Source organism: Ruegeria sp. HKCCSP351, assembly GCF_017872535.1.
Lineage (GTDB): Bacteria > Pseudomonadota > Alphaproteobacteria > Rhodobacterales > Rhodobacteraceae > Ruegeria.
This window is the reverse complement of the sequence record NZ_JAEDOV010000005.1, coordinates 234,281-258,237: the sequence shown is the minus strand read 5'-3', so window position 1 is coordinate 258,237 and position 23,957 is coordinate 234,281. Positions and strand designations below refer to the sequence as shown.

At 58.4% G+C, this 23,957-nt stretch carries 20 protein-coding genes and 1 pseudogene; 11 read left to right on the top strand and 10 right to left on the bottom strand.

Annotation, left to right across the window (positions count from 1 at the left end; genetic code table 11):
• Nucleotides 1-32: 32 nt before the first annotated feature.
• Nucleotides 33-5,459 (bottom strand): alpha-2-macroglobulin family protein, encoded by a 5,427-nt coding sequence (locus tag I9182_RS12690; protein ID WP_209598486.1) that lies wholly within the window; start codon nt 5,457-5,459, stop codon nt 33-35.
• A 115-nt stretch (nt 5,460-5,574) separates the two neighbouring features.
• On the opposite strand from I9182_RS12690, the pseudogene I9182_RS12685 reads away from it, so the two are divergent.
• Nucleotides 5,575-7,833, top strand: a pseudogene (locus tag I9182_RS12685) (response regulator).
• A 47-nt stretch (nt 7,834-7,880) separates the two neighbouring features.
• Here the strand turns inward: I9182_RS12685 and yaaA are convergent.
• The 3 genes from yaaA to I9182_RS12670 form a co-directional block, all read right to left on the bottom strand.
• A complete protein-coding gene (gene yaaA / locus I9182_RS12680; RefSeq protein ID WP_209598485.1) occupies nt 7,881-8,651 on the bottom strand; it encodes a peroxide stress protein YaaA in 771 nt (256 codons plus the stop codon).
• Between the two features lie 33 nt (nt 8,652-8,684).
• The gene (gene recQ, locus I9182_RS12675) at nt 8,685-10,724 is read right to left on the bottom strand and encodes a DNA helicase RecQ (RefSeq protein WP_209598484.1); all 2,040 of its coding nucleotides are present in this window, start codon (nt 10,722-10,724) and stop codon (nt 8,685-8,687) included.
• A 78-nt stretch (nt 10,725-10,802) separates the two neighbouring features.
• Nucleotides 10,803-11,090 (bottom strand): YggT family protein, encoded by a 288-nt coding sequence (locus I9182_RS12670; protein ID WP_170382138.1) that lies wholly within the window; start codon nt 11,088-11,090, stop codon nt 10,803-10,805.
• Between the two features lie 129 nt (nt 11,091-11,219).
• Between I9182_RS12670 and I9182_RS12665 the strand changes: the two genes are divergently transcribed.
• From I9182_RS12665 to I9182_RS12650, 4 genes are all read left to right on the top strand, one after another.
• Nucleotides 11,220-12,587, top strand: a complete 1,368-nt coding sequence (locus I9182_RS12665) for an MFS transporter (RefSeq protein WP_209598483.1) — start codon at nt 11,220-11,222, stop codon at nt 12,585-12,587.
• Complete coding sequence (mepA, locus tag I9182_RS12660) at nt 12,584-13,447, top strand: penicillin-insensitive murein endopeptidase (RefSeq protein ID WP_209598482.1); 864 nt, start codon at nt 12,584-12,586, stop codon at nt 13,445-13,447. Before I9182_RS12665 ends, mepA begins: the two co-directional genes overlap by 4 nt.
• Nucleotides 13,420-14,304, top strand: coding sequence for an esterase-like activity of phytase family protein (locus I9182_RS12655; protein ID WP_209598481.1), 885 nt, complete (start codon nt 13,420-13,422; stop codon nt 14,302-14,304). Before mepA ends, I9182_RS12655 begins: the two co-directional genes overlap by 28 nt.
• A 91-nt stretch (nt 14,305-14,395) precedes the next feature.
• Nucleotides 14,396-15,040, top strand: coding sequence for a queuosine precursor transporter (locus I9182_RS12650; protein WP_209598480.1), 645 nt, complete (start codon nt 14,396-14,398; stop codon nt 15,038-15,040).
• Nucleotides 15,041-15,377: 337 nt separating this feature from the next.
• Here the strand turns inward: I9182_RS12650 and I9182_RS12645 are convergent, their stop codons facing one another.
• On the bottom strand, nt 15,378-16,244 hold the full coding sequence (locus I9182_RS12645; RefSeq protein ID WP_209505180.1) for a LysR family transcriptional regulator: 867 nt from the start codon (nt 16,242-16,244) through the stop codon (nt 15,378-15,380).
• Nucleotides 16,245-16,500: 256 nt separating this feature from the next.
• On the opposite strand from I9182_RS12645, the gene I9182_RS12640 reads away from it, so the two are divergent.
• Both I9182_RS12640 and I9182_RS12635 read left to right on the top strand, forming a co-directional pair.
• On the top strand, nt 16,501-16,749 hold the full coding sequence (locus I9182_RS12640) for a hypothetical protein (protein WP_209598479.1): 249 nt from the start codon (nt 16,501-16,503) through the stop codon (nt 16,747-16,749).
• A gap of 18 nt (nt 16,750-16,767) precedes the next feature.
• Nucleotides 16,768-17,133: an SPW repeat protein gene (locus tag I9182_RS12635; RefSeq protein WP_209598478.1), complete on the top strand. Its 366-nt coding sequence runs from the start codon at nt 16,768-16,770 to the stop codon at nt 17,131-17,133.
• 48 nt (nt 17,134-17,181) lie between these two features.
• Here I9182_RS12635 and I9182_RS12630 read toward each other — a convergent pair whose 3' ends face one another.
• From I9182_RS12630 to I9182_RS12615, 4 genes are read right to left on the bottom strand one after another with little or no spacing between them, the layout of a single operon-like run.
• Entirely contained in the window at nt 17,182-18,216 is a 1,035-nt protein-coding gene (locus tag I9182_RS12630) for a succinylglutamate desuccinylase/aspartoacylase family protein (protein WP_209505177.1), read from the bottom strand.
• Between the two features lie 5 nt (nt 18,217-18,221).
• Nucleotides 18,222-19,127 carry a 30S ribosomal protein S6--L-glutamate ligase gene (gene rimK, locus I9182_RS12625; RefSeq protein ID WP_209505176.1) on the bottom strand — a complete coding sequence of 302 codons (906 nt, stop codon included), beginning with the start codon at nt 19,125-19,127 and terminating at the stop codon, nt 18,222-18,224.
• Complete coding sequence (locus tag I9182_RS12620; RefSeq protein WP_209505175.1) at nt 19,127-19,624, bottom strand: RimK/LysX family protein; 498 nt, start codon at nt 19,622-19,624, stop codon at nt 19,127-19,129. Before I9182_RS12620 ends, rimK begins: the two co-directional genes overlap by 1 nt.
• Nucleotides 19,625-19,629: 5 nt before the next feature.
• Nucleotides 19,630-19,908, bottom strand: a complete 279-nt coding sequence (locus I9182_RS12615) for a hypothetical protein (protein ID WP_209598477.1) — start codon at nt 19,906-19,908, stop codon at nt 19,630-19,632.
• 96 nt (nt 19,909-20,004) lie between these two features.
• Between I9182_RS12615 and mgtE the strand changes: the two genes are divergently transcribed.
• Both mgtE and I9182_RS12605 read left to right on the top strand, forming a co-directional pair.
• On the top strand, nt 20,005-21,369 hold the full coding sequence (gene mgtE, locus I9182_RS12610) for a magnesium transporter (protein ID WP_209505173.1): 1,365 nt from the start codon (nt 20,005-20,007) through the stop codon (nt 21,367-21,369).
• Nucleotides 21,370-21,425: 56 nt separating this feature from the next.
• Entirely contained in the window at nt 21,426-21,875 is a 450-nt protein-coding gene (locus I9182_RS12605) for a CBS domain-containing protein (protein WP_209505172.1), read from the top strand.
• A gap of 40 nt (nt 21,876-21,915) precedes the next feature.
• Here I9182_RS12605 and I9182_RS12600 read toward each other — a convergent pair whose 3' ends face one another.
• Nucleotides 21,916-22,287 (bottom strand): DUF4440 domain-containing protein, encoded by a 372-nt coding sequence (locus I9182_RS12600; protein WP_209505171.1) that lies wholly within the window; start codon nt 22,285-22,287, stop codon nt 21,916-21,918.
• A gap of 375 nt (nt 22,288-22,662) precedes the next feature.
• Here I9182_RS12600 and arfB point away from each other — a divergent pair, with 375 nt between their 5' ends.
• Both arfB and I9182_RS12590 read left to right on the top strand, forming a co-directional pair.
• A complete protein-coding gene (gene arfB, locus I9182_RS12595; RefSeq protein ID WP_209505170.1) occupies nt 22,663-23,082 on the top strand; it encodes an alternative ribosome rescue aminoacyl-tRNA hydrolase ArfB in 420 nt (139 codons plus the stop codon).
• Between the two features lie 60 nt (nt 23,083-23,142).
• The gene (locus I9182_RS12590) at nt 23,143-23,889 is read left to right on the top strand and encodes an SDR family oxidoreductase (RefSeq protein WP_209505169.1); all 747 of its coding nucleotides are present in this window, start codon (nt 23,143-23,145) and stop codon (nt 23,887-23,889) included.
• Nucleotides 23,890-23,957: the final 68 nt, after the last annotated feature.

The window sequence follows — 23,957 nt, the reverse complement described above, 5'->3', positions numbered from 1 at the left end:
GCCGCCCAAACAGGGATTTGAACGATGTCCGGTCATCGCACCTCGACCCGTCCCGTCGCCGTTCGCGCGCGGTTCTGGGGGCGGTACATATCTTCGACCGAGGCCGCCGGATGGTGGAACACGCCCGGTGTGACGGCACGGGCGACATAAGCCAGCGTCACGGTCTGGCGTCCAGACAGGTCAACCGCAGCCAGGAACCTGTCAGAGCGGAACTCGGTATGCGTGGCATCAGACAGATTCAACCAGTCCAGCGACCGTACATCGCCCGATCGCAGCAGGTTCGGGTTGTCGATCTCGATCCCGGCGGCAAGAGGATCGTCTACCATCAGACGCGCCCCACCGCTTTCAAACGGCGTGACCGTCAGAACCGTTACAAACCGGTCCCCCACGGCAAAGCGGCTTGCGTCAATCAGATCACCGTCCATCGAATAATACTGCCGTTCGATAGAATAGCCGGTGCCACCGGCCTCAGGCGGATTTTCGGGGATTCCGGTCACCGTCAGGGTGATATCGGTGGCCTGACCTTCGGTCGCAGTGATGTTGACCTCTTCCGCCTGCCCGGATTGCAGAACCTGAACAAAGGGGCCGGAAACTGACGCGCCGTTGACCGTCAAGCCGGACCCTGAAGGGTCTGACACCAGCGCGTGCGCTGCTAACAGGGACCACGCGGCCTCTTGTGTGGACAGGGGCGTTCGGCCCGTGCTTACCCGTTGGATCAATGCGTTGCGGTCAATCGCCTCGCTGCCCGCATCTACCGCCAGAGTCAACAGGCCCGCCGCATCCCGCAGGCGGGTGCCGTAATCCGCGCGCCAGTGGTTTTCCTGATCGTTCGGCTCCTGTTGCAGCATCCGCGCCGCACGGGCGAACATCGCGTCTGCGCGGGTCTGATCCCCGTACGACGCCAGCGCAGCGCCCAGTTGTGCGGCGGCCAACGGTGTGTCGAAAGCATCCCCTTTGACATCCGCATAATAGCGCAGATCGCCCATCGCCGCCGCGCCTTCCCGCGTCAGAACCATCAGGGCATAGGCAATATCCTGACCGCCTTCGTCGAAGTCCGGCGCGTAATTGACCCGATTGCGCAGGTTATCCATGGCCTGCGCAAAAGCCCGATCCGGCACCGGGTTCCCCTGCGCACGGGCGCGCGACAGGAAATCGGTCACATAGGCGTCCAGCCAGAAATCACCGCTGCCTGCGCGCCACAGGCCAAAGGCACCGTTTGCAGCCTGACGAGTCAGAATGCTTTGGATCGAATCCGTGATGCGCTGATCCACCTCCGGGCCATTCCCCAGCCCCGAGGCCTGCGCGACGGATGACAGGTAAAGCAGCGGCAGTGCCTTGCTGGTGATCTGTTCGGTGCAGCCATAGGGGTAATGGTTCAGCTGATCCAGCAGACCGGGCGTGTCAAATTTGGCCAACGCTCCGGCTGACAGAATGGCCTTGGCCGAGCCAGGTTGAAACCCATCAAAAACATCCTGCGAAAACAGAAAGCTGTCCCCCGCACCCAGCGCAAAGCGCCGCGTCCGGGCAATTACGGGATCGTTGGCCCGCACCGGCATCCGCAGGGTTTGCGACAGATCGCGCCCATCTGGCGTGGTGATGGAAACGCTGATCTCTGGATCGCCAATAACATGGGCCGTTACAGGGATGTCGAACACCGCTTTGCCACCATCCTCCAGCAGAAAGCTTGCCGGTACCGGGCCCAGTTCCAGCCCACCAGTGGTGGTCAGGCCAAGCGCCATGTCTCCGGATGCGCCATCCGCATGGACAATCTCAAGACGCATCCGGCTTTGATCGCCGGGGGCCAGAAACCGCGGCAGGCTGGCGGTAACCACCACCGGATCGCGGACGATCATGTCAGCCTCGGCCTGACCGACGGCTTTTTGGGACCACGCGATGGCCATCAGGCGAACTGTACCATTGAAGGCGGGCAGAGGGATGTCGACCTCAACCTTTCCATCTGCACCGACCTGAACAGGGCCGCTGAACACCGCCATCAGATCTTGCGTCGGTGGCGGGGATTGGCGGCGCATCCCGTTGTCATTGTCGCCGCCAGAGCGAACCGTACCCATCGCTCCGTTCATGCCGTCGATCAGCCGCCCGTAAACATCACGCAGGTCCACACCCAGCCGACGTTGCCCGAAATAGTACTCTTGCGGGTTTGGGCTTTCGAACCCCGTCAGGTTGAGGATGCCCACATCCACAGCGGCAAGGGTCAGCCACACTGGATCATCGCTTATAAAATTTTCGACCCTAACAATGGCCTTCTGTGTTTGACGGGGCGAGGTAACCTCAGGCACCTCAATGGCAACTGACAGCGTGCGATCCGCGGGATCAACGGCGGCATAGGCGACGCCCATGGCGCGTGCCGGGTTCTGACCACCCGAAACATTCATCGGTCGGACAACTGTGGCCGTGACATAGGCACCTGCCCCCCAATCTTCTGTCACCTCTATCGGGATAACTGTCTCGCCTTCCGTTACGGCAACCATCTGGCGATGGATCAGACGGTTCGACATCACCTCGACCTGAGCGATACCTGCCATGCGCGGAACGATGCGCAGCTGTGCGGTCTCCCCGGCGCGATAGCTGTCGCGATCCAGAGACATCTCAAGCCGGTCAGGCGTGGTCGAAGCATCTGCGGCCTGATACCAGCCTGCGTGGAAATCGACAGCGGTTTCCGTAAAGGTGCCATCAATACGTTGGACCACCAGTTCATAACGGCCCCAGTCCACGGGCTGGGACAACGTCAAAGGATCAGTGGCGACGTCTATCTCTCCGGTGGCAACGCGAGTGCGTCTGGTTGTCGGTTCCCAATTCCAGTTTCCGTAAAGCTGATACCATTGATACCGCGTTTCGATCTTGTTCAGCGTCCAGCGCAGGCGCATCGGGCTGGGGCTCAGGTCGGGTGCAAGGCCGATGATCTGAAACGCTGCCTCGGTACCTTCAGGGATTACGTCCTCGAACAGGGGTTTGACACCGATCACAGGTTGCGGCGGCAGGACAGGAACGCTCAGGCGACGCTCAACAGGTCGGCCCGAACCATCGGCCAGTCGCGCAATAACTTCGGCTTCAATTGGCTTTCCTTCTGTCTCTAACAAAGGGATTTCAACGGCTATGGATGCTTTGCCGTTTGCGTCTGTGCGCGTGTCACCGAAATAGGTGCTTTTGATCGATGTCTCGGCGTCATAGCGGCCAAAGCGATACCCGTCGTAGCCCGGCACTGTGTCCGCCGGGCGTGCAATAACCTGACCGTCGATGCTCAGGTCGGACCCTGGAGCACCAAACAGATAGCGCGCGTCGATCGAAAGCGGTGGGCTGTCGCCGGGACGCAGAGGTGCGTCCGGCAGGGTCATCTCAAAATCGATACGTTCCGGCAGGAAATCTTCTACCAGCACTGTTTGTCGCGCCAGCGCATCGCCTTTGGGATCAGACTTGATTTCGATCCGCCAAGCGCCGCGTGGTGCATCTGACGCAACAGGCAGACGAAAGACATGCCCCCCGGCGACGCCACCATCCGAGACGGTTCGGCGGTATTCCACGCCGTCCGGGCGATACAGGATCGCAATCAGGGGTAGGCCCTCGATAGCCTGCGCCTCACCATCGCGCGACAAGGCGGTGAGGTGGATCACCTCTCCGGCCCGATATGCGCCGCGATCCGTGGCTAGAAAAACATCAACCGGCCCCGCAGGTGCACGCCCTTCAACACCACGATCTGACAGGTCAAAGGCAGGATCGGTCAGGGATAGAAAGCTGAAATCGCTGTCTCCAGTTGACGCCATCACCAGTGCGGGCGCGCTGGCCCCCTTGCCGCGCGTCAGACCGGGATCGAACCTGACATAACCCGATTCATCCGTCCGCGCTTGGGCGATGACCGCATTTGCGCTTGTGACCAGTGAAACCTCGACACCTTCACGGGGTGCCGCGTCGCTCAACCCGCGCACCGTGACGTGCAATCCATCGGTGCCAAGCACGCTGCTGATCCCAAGATCGGACAGAACAAACCATTGCGTCGCGCCCGGGTCGTCATAGGGATCAGCCCCCGGAACACGGGCGGTCAGCGCATAAATGCCAGCGGGCTGATCCGCGATCGCCTCTCCAATAGGCAGGCGCGCAGTCATGGTCTGGTTCAGTTCGTTGGTCACTTCGGCGGTACCAGTCCAGATATCCTCGGCAATCTCTTCGGAAAATTCTGCTTCCTGCCATTCACTGAGCGGGCGACCGAAGAAATCCTGCTGAACCGCGCGCAACAGGTTCCGGTCGCTGACCCTCCGCAGGATCAAGTCCAGTTCGGTGACGTTGACCGTTTCAACGGGCAAAGCAGCATCAGCGGATTTCGGCAGCACGTAGCTGCGCCCGGGAAACCGGACCGAAGGCGCCCGGTCTCGCACGTAATGGGTAAGCTCAACATTGCGGTTCAGCGCCTCGCCCGAGGCGGAGGGTAGGCCTTCGCGTAGCGTCAGGCGATAGCGCTGACCATGGGCGACACCGTCAACGCAAAGCTGCCTGCCCTCAGCCTGTACCACCAACCCGTCATCGAAGCGCTGGACAAACGGGTCATAGTCAACCCCCGCCTTGACCAGCGGTTCTGAAAACTCGACGCAGATCCGCGGTGCAACGGCGTCGCTTTCCACAGAACTGTCGACCACGCGAAAACCGTGTTTCCCGATGGCATCATTCAGCGCGGCCAGTACATCCTCGCGCGGTTGGATTTCCTGGGCCAGCCGCAGCACAGGGATCATATCGCGCCCGCGCTCGACCTCTTCCAAGGCGCGGGCCAATGTCATCAGAGCGGCAATCTGCGTGCCGGGAGTATCGGCGCGCAAGTAGCCATTGGTTGCGGCATTCAGCGCACGGTTGCGCAGATCGCGCCTTTCACTCCAGTCCGGAGAGTTTGTCTGCAACAACAGGCGCGCGTATTCCACCCATAGATCGGGCGCGTCACTGAGCGATACGGCCACACCAGTCCAATTCATCGCCTGCCGCGGGCTGCTCGCGCTGCGCGCCGCGTCCAGAACGTCCTGCAGGTCGTTGCCTTGCGCCATATGAACAAAGCCCAGATCGCGTGCCTGATCTGCGGCCTGCTTCAGGTCGGCGGCGCCAAGTGCGCTTAACGCGTTTGCACGCGTTTTGGCCAATGTTTGGGTCTGATCTGGGGTAGACACCTTCTGCGCGGACACAGCCCCTTGATAGGCCTCTTGCCGGTTTACACCGCTTTTTGGAAAACAGGCATTGGATCGGGTGTTGTAGGTGAACGCGGTGCAAAGCGTATTGGCGGAACAGGCCTGAATGCAGGACTTCAGATCGGTATCGAAAAGGGCGTCCAGATCCGAGCCATAAAAATCTGCGTCCCGCGTCGTGATGTAACGGAATTCAGGCACTGCATCTTGCGCCTGGGTGGCGCTGGGCAGGACCAAAAGCGAAATGACGTAAGCTATTGAAATAAAAACAAAGCGGCGCATGGTGCCCTCCTCTTTGGGCACAGCGTTGCATGGCGTGCGCCTGTTGTGCAACGGCTTAAACAGTTTTTCATCCTCTGTCGGGATGCTGGGTGCAGAACGTTCTGGAATCAATCAAATGAGTCTTGCACATAAATTGGCACAGGAACGGCGCGCGCGCTTGGCAGCTGAACGGATGCTGGCCCTGAAGCAGGCCGAGCTTTCGGCAGCCAATCGCAAACTGGGTCAACATGCCATGGCATTGACCAAACGAATTGGCGAAACGCAGGCTGAGGTTGAAACCGTTCGGGATGAAAACGAAAAGGTCAAATCCGACCTCTGCGTGGCCAACGCCAAGATCGAGGTTGCCGAACGCCGCTTGTGGCACTCGATTCAGACAATACAGGACGGATTTGCCTTTTTTGACGGCGACAACCGGCTGATCGGTGCAAACACCGCGTATCTGAGCGTTTTTGAAGGTCTGGACGAAGTCGTGCCGGGGATATCATACCCCCGTATTCTGCATTTGCTGACGTCAGAAGGTATTGTCGATATCGGGGATGAATCCGCGGAAGACTGGCAGGCCAGAATGCTGGCCCGCTGGAGCCGCGCCAACCCGCCACCAATCGTTATGCAGCTTTGGAACGGTCACTATATCCGTCTGATCGACCAGCGCGGCAGTGGCGGTGATATGGTGAGCCTTGCTCTCAACATCACAGCGTCGGTCCGGCATGAAATCGAGCTTAAGGCGGCGCGCGAGAGGGCCGAAGCAGCAAACCGGGCCAAGTCGGCCTTTCTGGCCAACATGAGCCATGAAATCCGTACACCGATGAACGGCATCGTTGGCATGTCCGAGTTACTGGACGAGACACCGTTGGACGAAGAGCAACGGCTATACGTCAACACGATCCGCAATTCGGGTGAGGCGCTGCTGGTCATCATCAACGACGTTCTGGATTATTCCAAGATTGAGGCGGACAAGCTGGCTCTGCACCCCGAACAGTTTGATCTTGAACGCTGCATTCTTGAGGTTGCGATGCTGCTACAGCCCAGCGTGCGCGATAAGGGGCTGACATTGCTGGTTGATTACGACTTGTTCTTGCCAACCCTTTTTGTGGGCGATCCTGGTCGGATACGGCAGGTTCTGACCAATCTGGTCGGCAACGCCGTCAAGTTCACTTCTGAAGGGTATGTGCTGGTCCGGGTGACCGGGGTGCCCAACCCGGATGCGCAGATCTGCGACATCCATATTGCCATTGAAGATACTGGAATTGGCATCGACGCAAAGAAAATCGACCACATATTTGGCGAGTTCAATCAGGTCGAAGACGAGCGTAACCGCCAGTTTGAAGGCACCGGGCTTGGTCTTGCCATCACCAAGCGGCTGATCACCTTGATGGGCGGCACAGTCTGGGTCGAAAGCGAGCCGGACCAGGGATCCTGATTCGGTTTTCGCGTGACACTGCCCACGGTAGAAGGCCTGCAACCCGAACCTCCGAACTTGGCGGATTGTTTGAAACATGTCCTGCTGGTCGAAGATCTTGCCGTGAACCGGGCCATTCTTGCCAAGCAGCTTGGACGACTGGGGGCCGAAGTGACGGTTTGCACGTCGGGGACCGACGCACTGTCACAGATGAATGATCAGATTGATCTGGTTCTTTGCGACCACGATCTGCCGGACATGGATGGGCTGGACCTTGCGGTTTCACTCAGGGATCGCGGGTGGGGTGATATTCCGGTGGTTGTGATGTCCGCAAACCCCGGATTGATTCACGCGCATCCTGCCCGTGACCTGATCGACGGTGTCTTGCAGAAACCCATCCCGCGGTCCGAGTTGTATGGCAGGCTGATGGCGCTCGATAGCCCATCGTTGGAAAGGTGTCCTTTGGATGCGGAAAAAACAGTCTCTAAAAGGCGAGGTTCTGAATCTGCGCTCACCAGACGTATGAGGGTCCTTGCCGCCGAGGACAACCGCACCAACCAATTGATCCTGAAGAAGATGGTCAAGGATCTGAATATCGATCTTCGCTTTGCCTCGAATGGGATTGAAGCGGTTGAAATCTATCAGGCGTTCGAGCCAGATCTGATCTTCATGGATATTTCAATGCCGAAGATGGACGGCAAACAGGCAACAGCGGAAATTCGCAGGCTCGAGGTTGCAACCGGTCGCCACGTCCCCATCGTTGCCCTGACGGCTCATGCCATGGCCGGGGATGATCAGGGAATTCTGTCAGCGGGCTTGGATCACTACCTGACCAAACCGCTACACAAGAACCGCATTCACCAGATGATCCTGCAACACCAGCCCGATTGCGTCTGCGCGGTCACAGACACCATACCCAGCGTCAAAATCCGGCGTGAGCGGGACGAAATCCCGGATCCGACCTCGCCGGGCTGACTCTTCAGGCGATTACCACCGGGTTGCAAGTTCAAGTGATCTGGGTTTCAGGCCGAATATGGTCTGACGAAAACGGGTTTATCCGCTTCCGACAGATCAGGGCGGTATTCATAGCCGCCACTGTCGAAATCCAGCAGTCCCTTAGGGTCAATCAAGCGGTGCTGGATGATATACCGCGCCATGGCACCACGCGCCTTTTTGGCAAAAAAGCTCACAATCTTTGGGGTGCCGCCCTTATCTTCCATGAAGACCGGTGTGATGACGCGCAGGTTCAGGGCATTCAAATCCACCGCACCAAAATACTCCTGACTGGCACAATTCACCAGAATGTTGCTGTTAATCTCGGCACCCTGCGCGTTCAGAGCTTTGCTGAGCTGATCGCGCCAGTATTCGTAAAGGTTCTTCCCTCTTCGGGTTTTCAGCTTGCTGCCCATCTCAAGCCGGTAGGGCTGGATTGCGTCGAGTGGCCGCAACACACCATAAAGGCCGGAAAGGATGCGCAAGTGGTCTTGCGCCCATGACAGCTCGTCTTCGTCCAGCGAAGCAGCTTCAAGCCCTTGATATGTGTCGCCAGCAAAAGCAAGCGCAGCCGGGCGTGTGGCCTTTGCGTCAGGTGCATCCGAAAAAGCGCGATACCGGTCGCGGTTCAGGCGTGCCAGATCGTCGCTCAGGTCCATCAGCTTTTTCAGATCACCCAGTGTCAGGTTGCGGGCGGTTTTGGACAGCCGGATCGCATCATCCTGAAAGTCGGGCTGCGTTACCCCTACATTCCGCTCGGCCCAGTCCAGCCGTTTAGCCGGGGAAATCACGATCAGCATATCCGCCCTCTTTCTTGCCTGCTTTGGGGTTATCTAGCCCGCCTCACGCAGCACGTCCAGAAAAGCAGCGCCAAACCTTTCGTGACGCCGATCACCCAGCACCTGCGCAATCCCACGGGGATCGTCGGGGCGCAGTTGCGCGACCTTTGCCAATTGCGAGGCCGAGCAGGTAAGGGGCTTGTCGATCCCGTCCGGACCGCGCGACAGCAAGGACTGAACTTCCATCAATCGGTCGTAAATCTCAGCCTGATCGCGTCCAGCCAGTTTTCGGCGCGCCGGATGAACGCTTCTTGCTTCGCCCGCGATCACTTCAAGGAACGTGTTGCCGTAGCGTTCCAGCTTTTTGGCACCAACACCGCCGATCCGGGCCATATCGTCCAGCGTTACAGGGCGCTTTTCCGCCATCTCGATAAGCGTACGGTCCGGAAAGATGACATAGGCCGGAACACGTGCAGCTTCGGACACGGCACGGCGTTTGGCCTTGAGCGCGGATAGCAGCGGGGCGTCTTCTTCGGACACCATTGCCTTGACCGCAGGCCGACGGACCGCATTGCGCAGCGTATCCTTGCGCAGGGTGATTTGCGTCTCGCCTTTCAGAATTGGTTTGGCCGCCTCGGTCATGCGCAATGCACCGTGACGTTCAGGGTCGGGGCGGACCAGGTCGTGTCCCATCATCTGGCGGAAAATGGCCTGCCATTGCGGGCGCGTCCAATCCTTTCCGATGCCAAAAGTGGACAAATCCTCGTGGCGGCGGGCGCGGATTTTGTCGGTCTCATTTCCCAGCAGGATATCGATCAAATGGCCTGTCCCGAACCATTCCTCGGTCCGCAGGATCGCGGACAGGGCCATACGTACCGGAGTTGTGCCGTCGAAAACTTCGGGCGGGCTGTCGCACAGATCGCATTTGCCGCAGGGTCCTGTGGTCTCGCCAAAGTAACCCAACAATGTCTGGCGGCGGCATTCTAATGCCTCGGCCAGACCCAGCAAGGCATTCAGACGCGCATGATCGGCCATGCGGCGCTCGGGCGGCGCTAGACCCTCGTCAATCTGTGATCGCCGCAGGCGAATGTCATCGGGGCCGAACAGGGTCAGCGTTTCGGCCGGGCCGCCATCGCGCCCGGCGCGTCCGATTTCCTGATAATAGGCTTCGATCGATTTGGGCAGGTCTGCATGGGCGACCCAACGGATATCGGGTTTGTCGATGCCCATGCCAAAAGCCACGGTTGCGACGACGATCAACCCGTCCTCGCGTGCGAAACGGGTTTCGACAATGCGGCGGTCCTCGGCCTCCATCCCGCCGTGATAGTGGCAAGCCGAGTGCCCCTCGGCGCGCAGGGCCTGAGCAATCACCTCGGTTTTGTTTCTGGTGCCACAGTAAACGATGCCGGGCTGGCCTTTGCGGGCATCTGCGAAATCAAGGATCTGCTTGCGCGGCCCGTCCTTTGCGGCAAAGGCCAGATGAATGTTGGGCCGGTCAAATCCGCGCAGAAATTTGCGTGGCTCAATGCCATCGAACAGTTTTTCGACAATCTCATCCTGGGTTTCTGCGTCCGCGGTGGCGGTAAACGCGGCCAGCGGAACTTTCAGGGCGCGCCGCAACTCTCCGATCCGCAGGTAATCAGGGCGAAAGTCATGCCCCCATTGACTGACACAATGGGCTTCGTCCACGGCGATCAGGCTGACGTTGATCCGACGGAGCATCCCAAGCGCAGACCCGGCAGCCAGACGTTCGGGCGCCATGTAAAGCAGCTTTAGCCGCCCGTCCTCCAGCGCGTCCCAGACGGCCTCGGTTTCCTCGGGCGTGTTGCCGGATGTCAGCGCACCGGCCTCGACCCCGGCCTCTTGCAAGCCGCGCACCTGATCGCGCATCAGGGCAATGAGCGGAGATATAACCACCGTCACCCCATCGCGGAGCAGGGCGGGGAGTTGAAAACATAAGGATTTGCCGCCACCTGTAGGCATGATCGCCAGCACGTTTTCACCTGCCGTCACGGCGTCGACAATCTCTGCCTGCCCGGGGCGGAAGGCGTCGAATCCAAAGACATCTCGCAGCAAGGGTGCGGCGTCGAACATATGCGGGGGTGCCCTGTTTTAAGGTTTATCTGCTCTTAAGACAGGACAATCACATACTAAGATTCAGTGAACAAGTGGTCAGTAGAAATAGGGCGCGTTGTTGATAAGGATGATCCGCAAAGCATAGACGCCGATCAGCACCACCAGCGGGGTCAAATCCAACCCACCCATATTGGGTAGAACGCGGCGGATCGGCCCGTAAATAGGCTCTAATATCCGATTTAATCCGTACCAGATTTGTGCAACCAGTTGTTGGTGCAGGTTGAGCACCTGAAAGTTGATCAGCCAGCTCATGATCACATGGGCCAGAATGATGAACCAGACAATGTCCAGGATCAGCAGCAGGATTTGGATCAGCGACAGCATGGGCACTCCGTTTTCTAGTTGGTCGAGACCTAAGCACCCTTTCAGCAAAGAGCAAGTAGGCTGAACTCTGCGCTTGCGAATTGCGCCAAAGCCCCGTCTTATGACCGTAACAAGAAAACAGGGGCAGAAATGGCAGAAATATCCAAGCGCAGGCGTATCTGGGGTTGGTGGTTCTTCGATTGGGCCAGTCAGCCCTATCACACCCTTTTGGTCACGTTCGTGTTCGGCCCTTATTTCGCGGGCGTCGCTGCGGAATATTATCTGGCATCCGGCCTGGACGCAGGGTCTGCAGACGCACAGGCACAGGTGGTCTGGGCCAACTGCATGACCATAGTCGGTTTGATTATTGCCTTCGGTGCACCGCTGATGGGGGCGATGGCTGATGTGTCGGGTCGGCGCATCCCCTGGATATTCGCCTTTTCCGTGATGTACGCCGTAGGTTCCGGCGCGCTTTGGTACACGATGCCCGATGGCTCGAACATGTGGTTGATGCTGTCTGCCTTCGGTCTGGGTTTCATCGGTGCGGAATACGCCCTGATTTTCATCAATTCCCAACTGCCCGATCTGGGCGATGACAGCGAAGTGGGCGAAATCTCCGGCTCGGGCTTTGCTTTTGGCTATTTCGGCGGCCTGATCTCGCTGGCGATCATGCTTGCGCTGTTTGTGGAGCAGGCAAACGGTAAAACGCTGATCGGAATGGACCCCTTGTTTGGGCTGGATGCGTCGCAACAGCAGGGCACGCGCTTTGTTGGGCCGTTTACTGCCGGGTGGTTCATCTTGTTCATGGTGCCCTACTTCCTTTGGGTCCATGACGACGAAACGACAAACAAAAAGGGCAGCGTTGCCGAGGCGCTGCGGCTGTTGGCAAAATCAGTGTCTAACCTGCGCCATCGCACCAGTTTGGCCAGTTACCTGGGCTCATCCATGTTCTATCGGGATGCGCTGAACGGGCTTTACAGTTTTGGCGGCGTCTATGCCCGGCTAGTGTTGGAATGGGACCTGATCAAGATCGGTGTTTTCGGCATCGTCAGCGTTCTGGCTGCAGCGGCATTTTCCTGGGTGGGCGGCAAGCTGGACAAGAAATATGGTCCCAAGCCCGTGATTATCGTTGCGATCTGGGTGTTGATCCTTGTCTGCATCACCATCGTTTCAATGGACCGGTCCCAGATATTCGGTATCGCCATGTCCGAAGGGTCGGGCTTGCCGGATATGGTTTTCTTTGGTTGCGGTATCCTGATCGGAGGCATGGGCGGTATTCTGCAATCCTGTAGCCGGTCGATGATGGTCCGGCATACGGACCCGGCAACCCCCGTCGAAAGCTTTGGCCTTTATGGTCTGTCGGGTCGTGCCACCGCCTTTGCTGCGCCACTTCTGATCGGGATCGCCACCACGGTGACAGGAAGTGCTCGTCTGGGGGTGTCACCCATCGTTCTGTTGTTTATTCTGGGTCTATTCCTGATGCGCTGGGTGAGACCGGAAGGGGATCAGAGCAGATGATAATAAAACGTTTTTTGGTAATTTTGGCGGCGCTTGCTTTTGCAGGCACTGCGACGGCAGAACCGCTGGCAAAGCAGTTGTTCGGGGCGCAGAAACAAGGTTCACAGCAAAAACCGGCCGCTTTCGGCAGTTATTCGCGCGGATGTGCTGCGGGGGCAGTTCAACTGCCTGAAACGGGGCCTACTTGGCAGGCGATGCGCCTGTCGCGTAATCGCAACTGGGGGCATCCGCAGACGATTGACTACGTGCAGGACCTCAGCAGGTTTGCAGCCAGTCAACCGGGATGGAACGGTCTCTATATAGGGGATATCAGCCAGCCGCGGGGTGGGCCGATGACTTCGGGCCACCGCTCGCACCAGCTGGGGCTGGATATCGATATCTGGATGCTTCCGGGTGAAAACATGCGCCTGTCGCGCAAGGCGCGCGAGAATATCTCGTCCATATCGCTGCGCCGCTCGAACGGTGCCTATGTCAACAGCAACTGGACCAAACAGCACCACGCGGTGCTGCGCGAAGCCGCCAAGGACAAGCGCGTGGCACGTATCTTCGTGTTCCCCGGGGCGAAGGTTCAGATGTGCAACGACGAAAAAGGCAACCGGGCCTACCTGCGCAAGATCAGGCCCTGGTGGGGGCATCACTATCACTTCCATGTGCGCCTGAAATGTCCGAGAGGGTCAAAGGGTTGTGTCAACCAGGACGCACCCCCCAAGGGCGATGGTTGCGCCGAGGCGCAACAATGGGTGCGTAACATTCTGAACCCACCGCCGCCCGACCCGAACGCACCGGCGCCCAAGAAACGCCGGGAATATGTGCTGGCCGATTTGCCGAAACAATGCGCCTCAGTCTTGCAATCCAAGTAGGTGCGGCACTGTTTCTGGCCACGGCGGCCCCTGGAGTGGATGTAAAAACCGCCACACATCAAAGCAGTTTTGCATGGCGTCAGAAGGCGGATTGGTTCGGTGGATTCTCGGCGCTGCACATTTCCAACAATGGGCAGCAGATGATGGCGCTGAGCGACCGGGCACGGTTGGTGACGGCGCGCATTGAGCGCCTTAATGGCGAGATCACCGGCATTCGCATTCTGGGGCAATGGCCGGTTCTGTCCAGCAATGGGCATCTCATGTCAGGCGGCGTTGGCGATTCCGAAGGGATTGCGGCGGCTCCTGGCGGTGGGTTCTATATCTCATTCGAAGGGGTGCACCGCGTCGCCCATTACCCCGCACCGGGCACGAAGGCGCGTGTATTGCCACGCCCGCAGGCATTTCGGCATCTCGCCGACAACGGGTCCTTTGAAGGTCTGGCCATCGACAGGCGCGGGCGTCTGTATACGCTACCGGAAACGAACCGCACCTCGGACGGAGATATTCCCGTCTATCGCTGGAACGGCCAAACCTGGTCGACCCCTTTTGTTCTGCCCCAGCGCGGTTGGTTCAAACCGGTTGCCGCTGATTTCGGTCCTGATGGGCGGCTCTACGTGTTAGAGCGAAGCCTAACGGCAATCGGATTTCGCTCGCGCCTGCGGCGATGGGATCTGACAGGCGACGTGCCAAACGCCGAGGAAACCCTGTTCGAAACCGGAACCGGCGCGCATGACAACCTCGAAGGCTTGTCGATCTGGCGGGATGATCAGGGGCGTTTGCGGGCCACGATGATCTCGGATGACAACTTTCTGGCGCTGCAACGGACCGAGTTGGTCGAGTATCTGCTGCCCGATTGACACGCGGCAGATGAAGGTCTAAACGCACAGCCTGCCTTGGGACGGTCCCTTGGCCAAGTCGCCGCTACCTTGTCAAAACGGGCATCAAAATATGCAACGCAACTTTATTCCCGGCATTCTTGCCATGGCCGCCATCGTCGTGGCCTCGAACATCCTGGTCCAGTTCCTGATCTTTGATGGCCTGTTGACCTGGGGCGCCTTCACCTATCCGCTGGCCTTTCTGGTCACTGATGTCATGAACCGCGTTTACGGTGTGGGCCCGGCCCGCAAGGTCGTGTTCGTGGGCTTCGTCACCGGGGTGATCTGCTCGCTGATCGGCACCCAGATCATGCTTCAGGGCGACGGGTTTACCTATGCCGCCGTGCCGCTGCGCATCGCCGTGGCCTCGGGCACCGCGTTCCTGATCGCGCAGCTGACCGATGTCACCGTGTTCAATTCCCTGCGCGGAGGTCGCTGGTGGCGTGCACCGCTGGTGTCGACGCTGGTGGGGTCTGCACTGGATACTGCGATCTTCTTCACCCTCGCTTTTTCGGCCTCGGTCGCCTTCTTCGGTGCCAATGCTGACGCCGCAATTAATTGGGCGTGGGAGCCGGTACCCTTCATGTTGTCCGGCCCGGTGGCTCCGCTTTGGGTGACGCTGGCTTTTGCGGACTGGTTGGTGAAGCTTTCGCTGGCGCTGATCGCCCTGATTCCATTCAAGGTGATCGTTGCGCGGCTGACTGTACAGCCTGTGTAAAAAAACGCTTTGAGAATGGCACAACTTGTGGCACGCTTCTTTTCAACCGCAACAGATAGAAAAGGAGGTGATCCAGTGTCGAGAAAGAGATTGGAGAGAGGTGTCGGAACAACCGGGGGGATCGCCCGTTAGGGCAGCCCTTGGCGGAGCGCTCGCTCCGGCTGGTCGATTGATCTAACCGACCCGACCTCCTGAACTTTCGAAGGGCCGTCCCGCTGGGGTGGCCCTTTTTGTTGCCGTCACCCACTGGGGGTGGTCAAAACTTACCATGCGCGGAGGCTGGCTGCGTTCGACGCAGCATAAAGCTTGGTCGCGGCAACGGCGTGAATACATATCGTCAAAGCTTCGGTGTCTGGCCGCGTGCACTTGATGTCTGGCAAAGCTGCCGCGCGGCCTGACCCGGATATCCTTCTTCCTCGCTTTCATCGAACACGACATAGGCGGCATAAGCGAATCTGGGTGCCGTTTCGATCAACTTGAGCCAGCCTTTGCGAAGTTCCGGTTTGACAACACGCCGTGGGAAATATCCGGCCGAGGGAACCGACCGAAGATATTGCAGGCCGAGGGTGCCAATGCCCAGCTGAAGGCGCGGCGCATCAAGTTCCGGAAAGTTCAGCATATGATCGGCGCGAAACTCCGGGCCCCAGTCTATCAGGATATAAGCGTTGCCCAGATCAGCGGGCAGGGCTTCCGGGCCGCTGCTGACAAGGACAAACTCGTCCTCGAAAAGCTGGAGCGCGGTCAAGCCCGGTGCGTTTCGCGGCCGGTACATGATGGCAAGATCCAGGCTGCCTTCCTCGATCTCGCGCGTGAGTGTTTCCGACGGGGCCGCTGTCGCCCGGATGGCGACGTCAGGTAGTGCCGCCATCAACTCGGGCAGGGCGTTGATCAGATAGCCGTCCCAAAGGCTTGGTGTTGCGCCGATTTCCAAAGCAGCCGCCATCGAAGCCGGCAGACCGGCATCCAGCTTGGCCTGGGTCCACGTTCGCACCAGAACCTGCGCATGTTTGAGGAAATGCCTCCCGGCAATGGTCAGGGTCGCACCGGACTTGCTGCGTTCAAAAACGGGCTGTCCAAGCTGTTGTTCTAGCGTTCGGATCCGCATACTGACGGTCGATTGCGTAACATGGACCTTGTCCGCTGCGTCAAGAAAAGTGCCGGTTTCAACGACCGCAAGGAAGGTTCGGGCGAGTTCAATGTCCATCGTTCACCTATTTGAATCTTCGATATTATGGGCGATATAAATTCGTTATTCAACGCTATGCGAATGTGCGATACATGCCGCGTAGCGCGAAAGTGCCCCCACCGGATCGGACCGCCAATCAACAGTTTTCATCGTATAGTGGACAACCCGATCTGCGGAACAGGTGCAATCTGTCTGCCGTAGATAAGCCTCCGACACCCAAGCGCTGCACCAACCCCTCAATGGGTAAACCGCCCATTCCCTGATGGAGAACAAAATGAGTCGAGTTTCTGTTGTTGCTCTGCTCGCGTCATTCCTTGCACTTCCGGCCGCTGCCTTGCCGGTGGGACTGGACACGGACGGTGATGGTCTGGCTTCGCTGACCGAGCTACAGACAAAGTATCCCGATATTACCAGTGAGAGCTTTGCTAAAATTGACACGGATGCCGATGGTTTCCTCAATGACGAAGAAATGGTCGCCGCGGTCGAGGCCGAGTTGCTTCCTGATCCCAAGGGTGATGAATAAGCCAGGGTTGCCGTGAACATGAGAAATCCCACTCCACCCTACAGGTGGATGCTTGCCGGGATGGGTATCTGGTTAGTGCTGTCCCCATTTGTACTGTTCAGCCAGAAAACCCTAGCTCACGGTTCGTCTGACCGTGAGTCGCTCGCCTTCATGACGATCGGTATTGGTGTGTTGGTCATGTCAGGTGCTAGCGGCCGGGGCCACCTTCTCGCACGGGTGGCTCCGGTATTGGCGGTCGGGGCATTGCTGATCGTCGCGCCCGAGGTGCTGCATTTTACCGGTCACGGTGTGGCAGTGGCAAATGCTTGGCTCACGGGATCTGCGCTGATCTCGCTCGCCGCTTGGGAGGCGCTGGCGGGCAATAGATTGCGTGCGATCCTGTAGGCTGGCGCGGGGTAGGCAACTGCCCCGCGTTTCTTTTGGCTCCAGCGTCTAAATGATCTCGTCTTCATCAAACATCGGATCGCCGTCAAGCTGGCTGGCAATCGTATCGACCCGCATTTCGACATCCGAGCCGGTCGTTTCCGCAATATGAAACAGGGCGTCGCCCTCATGAACGACAGGCAGATTTGTGCGCCCTACGATGATACCCGTGGTTTCGCAGATGATATCGGTCCTGAGTTCGCCGAACGGGTCGGAAATGCGTCCAAGCAGGTCACCGGAAGCCACATATTCTCCGGTCGCTTTGAAAGTCCGCAACAAGCCACCGGCGGGCGCGCGCATCCACGAGCTTGACCGGACGTGGACAGGCTTTTCGCGCACAGCGGCGATACCGCGCTTGGCAACCATGCCCTTTGCGTTCATCACACGAAGGATGCCTGCAACCCCCGCCCGCGCAGACAGTTCGTCGAAACGCAGACCTTCACCACCCTCGAACAGCAGGATATCCACACCACGCTCTTGCGCGGCCTTACGCAGCGACCCGTCGCGCAGCTTTGAGATCATCACCACGGGCGCACCGAAGGCATCCGCGTATTCAAGGGTAACATCCGAAGCCGGCGAGACGCGGATCTGCGGCAGATTGGTGCGGTGAATCGCGGCAGAATGAAGATCAATCCCCAGATCCGACCGCTCGACGATCTCGGTCATGAAAAGATGCGCCAGCCGACCGGCCAGCGACCCTCCCTCGCTGCCGGGGAAGGATCGGTTCAGGTCGCGCCGGTCGGGAAGGTATCGGGAATGGGTCATGAAACCAAAGGCATTCACGATCGGGATAACCAGCAAGGTACCCGCAAGCTTGTCAAGCTGTGGCGCCCGAAGCAGCCGCCGTGCGATCTCCACGCCGATCACCTCATCGCCGTGAACGGCGGCACTGACAAACAGGACCGGTCCGGGGCGGCGACCGTGAACCACGTGTACTGACATGCTTACCGGTGTGTGATCCGACAGTACGCTAACCGGCAAATCCAGAGTGGTTCGTGTGCCGGGCGGTACGCGAAAACCTCCGATTTCAAAGGGACCGCGCATCAGCTCTACCCACGGCCTCGAGTCTTCGTGTTGCCTTTGGCTGCATTCTTTTCGAGAAACTCGATGATTTTGCCCGCGACATCAATGCCGGTAGCCTTTTCAACACCTTCAAGCCCGGGCGAAGAGTTTACTTCCATCACCACGGCGCCGTGATTGGCGCGCAGCATATCGACACCGCACACATTGAGACCCATGGCCTTGGCCGCACGCACGGCTGTCGAGCGTTCCTCGGGCGAGATTTTGATAGGCTTGGCGCTGCCACCGCGATGCAGGTTTGATCTGAACTCGCCCTCGGCCCCTTTTCGCTGCATTGCCGCGATCACCCTTCCACCGACCACAAGCGCACGAATATCCGTGCCGCCTGCTTCCTTGATGAATTCCTGTACCATGATGTTGACCTTGGCGCCGCGAAACGCCTCGACCACGGATTTTGCCGACCGGTTTGAATCCGCAAGCACCACGCCGATGCCTTGCGTGCCCTCCAGCAGCTTGACCACCAGCGGAGCGTCCCCGGCCAGTTTGAGGACTTCGTCGGTCTGTTTCGGGTCATGCGCGAAGGTGGTGACCGGCAATCCGATCCCGTCCCGCGCCATCAGCTGCATGGATCGCAACTTGTCGCGGGATCTGCCAATCGCAACCGACTCGTTGAGCGGAAAGACACCCATGATCTCGAACTGCCGCAACACGGCCAGCCCATAGAATGTGACCGAAGCGCCAATCCGCGGGATCACCGCGTCATAGCGCCCAAGCTTTTTGCCGTCGTAATAAACCTCGGGTCGACGCGACGCGATATTCATGTAACAGCGCAGCGTGTTCACAATATCCAACTGGTGCCCGCGTTGTTCAGCAGCCTCTTTCAGACGCTGGTGGGAATACAGGTTTGGGTTCCGGGCAAGCATGACAAATTTCATTAGCGTCGTCCCTCTGCGTCCTTGGATCTTGTCTTGCTCTTCACCTTTTTCGGGTCTTTTCGTGCATCGAGAAGATATGAGTGGCCGGGATCGACAAGAATCCCACGCCTTCGAATGGCCGTACGGCCAAGGATCAGATCAAACTCCATCTTCGCACGGTTGGCCAGCGAAACGTCGATCAGCCAGCGATGTCGCCCAAGCAAAAGCTGTGTTCTGACAATCAACCGCCGTTCCGGAATGCCGCCTGTGTTCTTGATTTCCCGCTCGTCTACAACTCGGGTGCGCACCCGGCCCGATGAACGGCGGTTATGGACCGGGATCATGAACTCGACCCATCGTTCACCATCAACCTCGAATACGGTCTGGTCCACGGCATGCAGTGCTGCGGTTCTGGCGCCCGTGTCTATCTTTGCGGGAATATGCTCAATCCCGAACTCGGGCAGGCTGATCCGTTCGCGCCATCCTATGACTTCGGGGTATCCTGTTTTCTTAGCCATGGCGACTAAGCCACGCAGTCATCATTGGCGCGCCGGTAATTCACAAACGAATTCGCGCTCATCACCACGTAAAAACTATCCATATCGATTAACACGTACCCAAGTTCAAAAAGTGCGATCGACAGGGCGCGGATATCTGCTTCATACAAACGCCTGCGCCCGGCGATCCGACGCACCAGCTTCTCCGGGATGCGATACCGTCCGCTAACCTTGCCGCCAAACTCCTGATCGTACAAGGCGGCCAGATGTTCGGCTGCGGCGGATATCCAGTCATTTTCCTGCATGCACTTTCTTATTAAGTAGAAAATTTTTTGTCTATAGGCAAAATATATCTGCTATATGAGCAAGACCAAGAATCTTATACCCCCATAGGTCGGCGGATGAGCGATACGGAATCCTTACCAATGGAAACAGGAACGCAGCTTCAGCTGGCGTTGGAAAACCGCGACGGGGCTGCGCTGGCAGACCTGCTCGATCCGCTTTCGTTAAGCGATGCGCTGCGGGAATTGCTCAACCTTTCCGTTGACCAGCGAAGCGCCGCACTCTCGTTGCTGCCACCGGAACGTGCTGCAGAACTGGTCGAAGAAGCGCCAAACGCACTGGCGGTCGATCTTGTCGAACACATGGTGTCCGATCAGGCCGCCGAAATTATCCTTGAGCTGGATTCCGACATTCAGGCGGATGTCATCGGGGAACTTGAAGACGCTGATGCAGAAGCGATCCTTGCCCGGATGGATCCGGAAGATGCGGCGGATGTCCGGCGGCTGGTCGAATATGACGACGATGTCGCCGGTGGTCTGATGGTGGCCGAAGCCTTTACCTTTTCCGATGGTGATACAGTCGGAAAGGTTCTGCGGCGTTTCGCTCATGAAGAGTACGACCTTGAACGATACCGTGGCCAGCACCCTTACGTTTTGAATTCCGATGGCGTGCCTGTCGGGGTGCTGTCCTTGCGTAGCCTGCTGTCTACACCGCGAAGCATCAAACTCACCGATATCATGGTACCCCCCATCACGGTTCCGGCCAGCATGCCGCTGGAAGAACTGGAGGACCTTTTCGATGAGCACCCTTTTCTTGGGTTGCCGGTTGTCGAAACGGACGGGACTCTTGTGGGTGTCGTTTCCCGCTCTGCCGTGGATGAGGCCCTGCTGAAGCGCGCGGAATCGGCAAGCTTGAAACGTCAGGGTGTCTTTGGTGACGAACTGCGATCGATGCCTTTGCCGCTCAGGGCGCGGCGACGGCTTCAATGGTTGTCGGCCAACATCGTGCTCAACGTGATCGCGGCCAGTGTGATTTCCGCCTATGAACAGACCCTTTCTGCCGTGATCGCTCTGGCTGTGTTCCTGCCGATGGTCTCTGATATGAGCGGTTGTTCCGGAAATCAGGCCGTTGCGGTCAGTATGCGTGAGCTGTCGCTTGGTCTGGTCCGGCCCATTGATGCTGTGCGGGTCTGGATAAAAGAGGTTTCGGTCGGCATCATCAACGGCTGTGTCCTTGGCCTGCTGATCGGACTCGTTGCCTGGATGTGGAAAGGAAACCCGTTTCTGGGTTTGGTGATTGGCGGCGCACTGGGCCTGAACACGATCATCGCGGTATCGATCGGTGGCGTTCTGCCGTTGTTGTTAAAGCGCATCGGTCAGGACCCGGCGGTCGCCAGTGGCCCTTTGCTGACGACGATCACTGACATGGCAGGGTTTTTCCTGGTCCTGAGCCTTGCAACGGCGATGATGCCGCTCCTGAATTAGTGTTTTTCATGCGCCCTGATCAACACAGGGGTCGGGCGCTCAACCACGAGGAAGACATGACGATCTCAAGCATTGTCAAAACGCAGAACCTGAAAAAGCCGCCATTTTGCGACACTGACACAACGGTGTTCGATGCGGCCGTCACCATTGCGTTGCTGGATGTGAATGCGTTGGCGGTTCTCAGCGATGGGAAGCTGGTCGGGATTATCACGGATCATGACGTGTTGCTGTGCCTGGCGGATTCCGGCTCGGCTTTCTACAAGCAGACAGTGGGTGACTGGATGACGGAAAAACCTGTCACCTGCGCGCTGGGTTCGAAGCTGTCCAATAGCCTTAATCTGATGGCCAAGCACAAAATCCGAAATCTTGTCGTAACTCAGAATGGAAAAGCAATTGCCGTCGTGAGCAGCAAAGAAATCCTGGCACGGGTGCATGAGGAAGACGAGCTGGAGCTGAAGGTGTTGCGTGATATCGCCCGCGGTGCTCAGGGCCAGTCAATCGCCTGACACCTCGGTTCCATGTCTGCTCGCTCTCAACTCAGGGCCGCTATGGAAGGTCACTGTTGAAGATGGAAATGCTGACTTTCCAGGTGCCATCCTTCTGGCGTTTCAGGACGTTCACAAACTTCCCTTTTTCCGGCGGATCAGAGTCAGCAATTGCAAAGGATCCGACCTGATAGGCGGTATCGCCATCGACACCGAAATCGATCAACTCATTTGTATGCGTTCCGCCAGTGTTTTCCTTCATTCGTTCCTGATAGGCTTCGATGAATGCCTCTCGCCCGCGCAGCAGGGGTTCTCCGGGTGCCAACAGCATGACGTCTTCGGTAAAGAACGCAGCGCAGCCAGCAGCATCGCCTTGGTTAAATGCCTGATTGTACGCTTCATCAAAGTCTTCGAGCATGCGCTTCATATCCATGACGATCCCTTTCACAACCAACATTCACGAAAGATCGTTGCAGCCCTTCGCGCGTTCGATTCTGCATAAATAAAGCAATATGGCCACAGCAACGGCGGTACCCGGCATTCAACCAGCTGGCTTTGGAATACCTGAAGGCGAACGAAGCTGACGTGAACAGACTTCCCGGTCACTGCCAGGGTTCAGCACCGTGCGAACTGCTAAGCAGGCTTGATCGCAAATATGCGCTGCGTTAGGCACCGAGGATGAGGAGACTTGACGAAATGCTATGCCGCAATGGGTTGTGCCCACCCGCATCTCGCGGGCACCCGACGGCTCGGGTCGGGATCGCGACCCTTCCTTTTCATTCGCCCAAGTCTCCAAGCTGACACTACCATGCTGCACATCACCGATGATATCGCGCTGCAAGATTGGGAAATGACCGAAAGCTTTGTGCGGTCGTCCGGTCCCGGAGGGCAGAATGTCAACAAGGTGTCGACCGCAGTCGAGCTGCGCTTCGAAGCCGCGCGCTCGCCGTCCTTGCCCGATCCGGTCAAAGCCCGGTTAAAGCGACTGGCCGGGCGACGCTGGACCAAAGACGGCGCAATCATCATTCAATGTGAGGAAACACGCTCGCAGGCCCGCAACCGTGAAATCGCGCGTGCAAGGCTGGCAGAACTGATCTCCCGCGCGCTGGTCAAACCTAAACGGCGGATCGCAACGAAACCGACCTATGGTTCGGTCAAGCGTCGACTTGCCGCGAAAAAGGCGCGTGGCGACGTCAAGGCGCTGCGGGGCAAGGTGTCTGAAGATTAATCTGGCATCTTGCCGGGGCGTTGATAGTCTGGCCCGCAAAGGCTGCAAAAGGGCAACGTCATGAGGCTGGAGGGAAAAACCGCAATCGTCACCGGTGGCGCATCGGGGTTCGGTGCGGGGATCGTGCAGAAATTCCAGGCCGAAGGCGCACGCGTCATGATCGCGGATATCAACGGTGACGCAGCCGCTGAGATGGCGGCGCAACTTGGGGCCGGGGCATTGGCGCATCAGGTCGACGTCGGCGACGGGGCTTCGGTTCAAAGGATGGCGGACACGGCACTCACCGCCTTTGGGGCGCTCGATATTCTGGTGAACAACGCAGGTGTTACCCATTTGCCAACCCCTCTGGAAAACGTCACCGAGGACGATTTCGACCGGGTCTTCAACGTGAACATGAAGTCCGTCTATCTGACCGCCCGGGCATTTGTTCCCCATATGAAGGCGCGCGGCGCGGGCGCAATTCTGAACGTGGCCTCGACAGCGGGCCTGTCACCGCGCCCGAATCTGAACTGGTACAACGCGTCCAAAGGGTGGATGATCACGGCAACCAAAACCATGGCGGTCGAACTGGCCCCAACCGGCATTCGCGTGAACGCGATCTGTCCAGTCGCGGGTGAAACACCGCTGTTGAAATCTTTCATGGGCGAAGACACGCCCGAGATTCGCGCCAAGTTCCTGGCGACCATCCCATTGGGACGGTTTTCAACACCCGAAGACATGGCCAACGCCGCCTGTTTCCTGTGTTCGGACGAGGCCAGCATGATCACCGGCACCGCGCTCGAGGTTGATGGCGGCCGATGTATCTGATCCGCTCTTCATCTGGCCAAAAATATCCCCGCCGGAGGCAGCGCGCGCCCGCGCGCTTCCCCGCACCA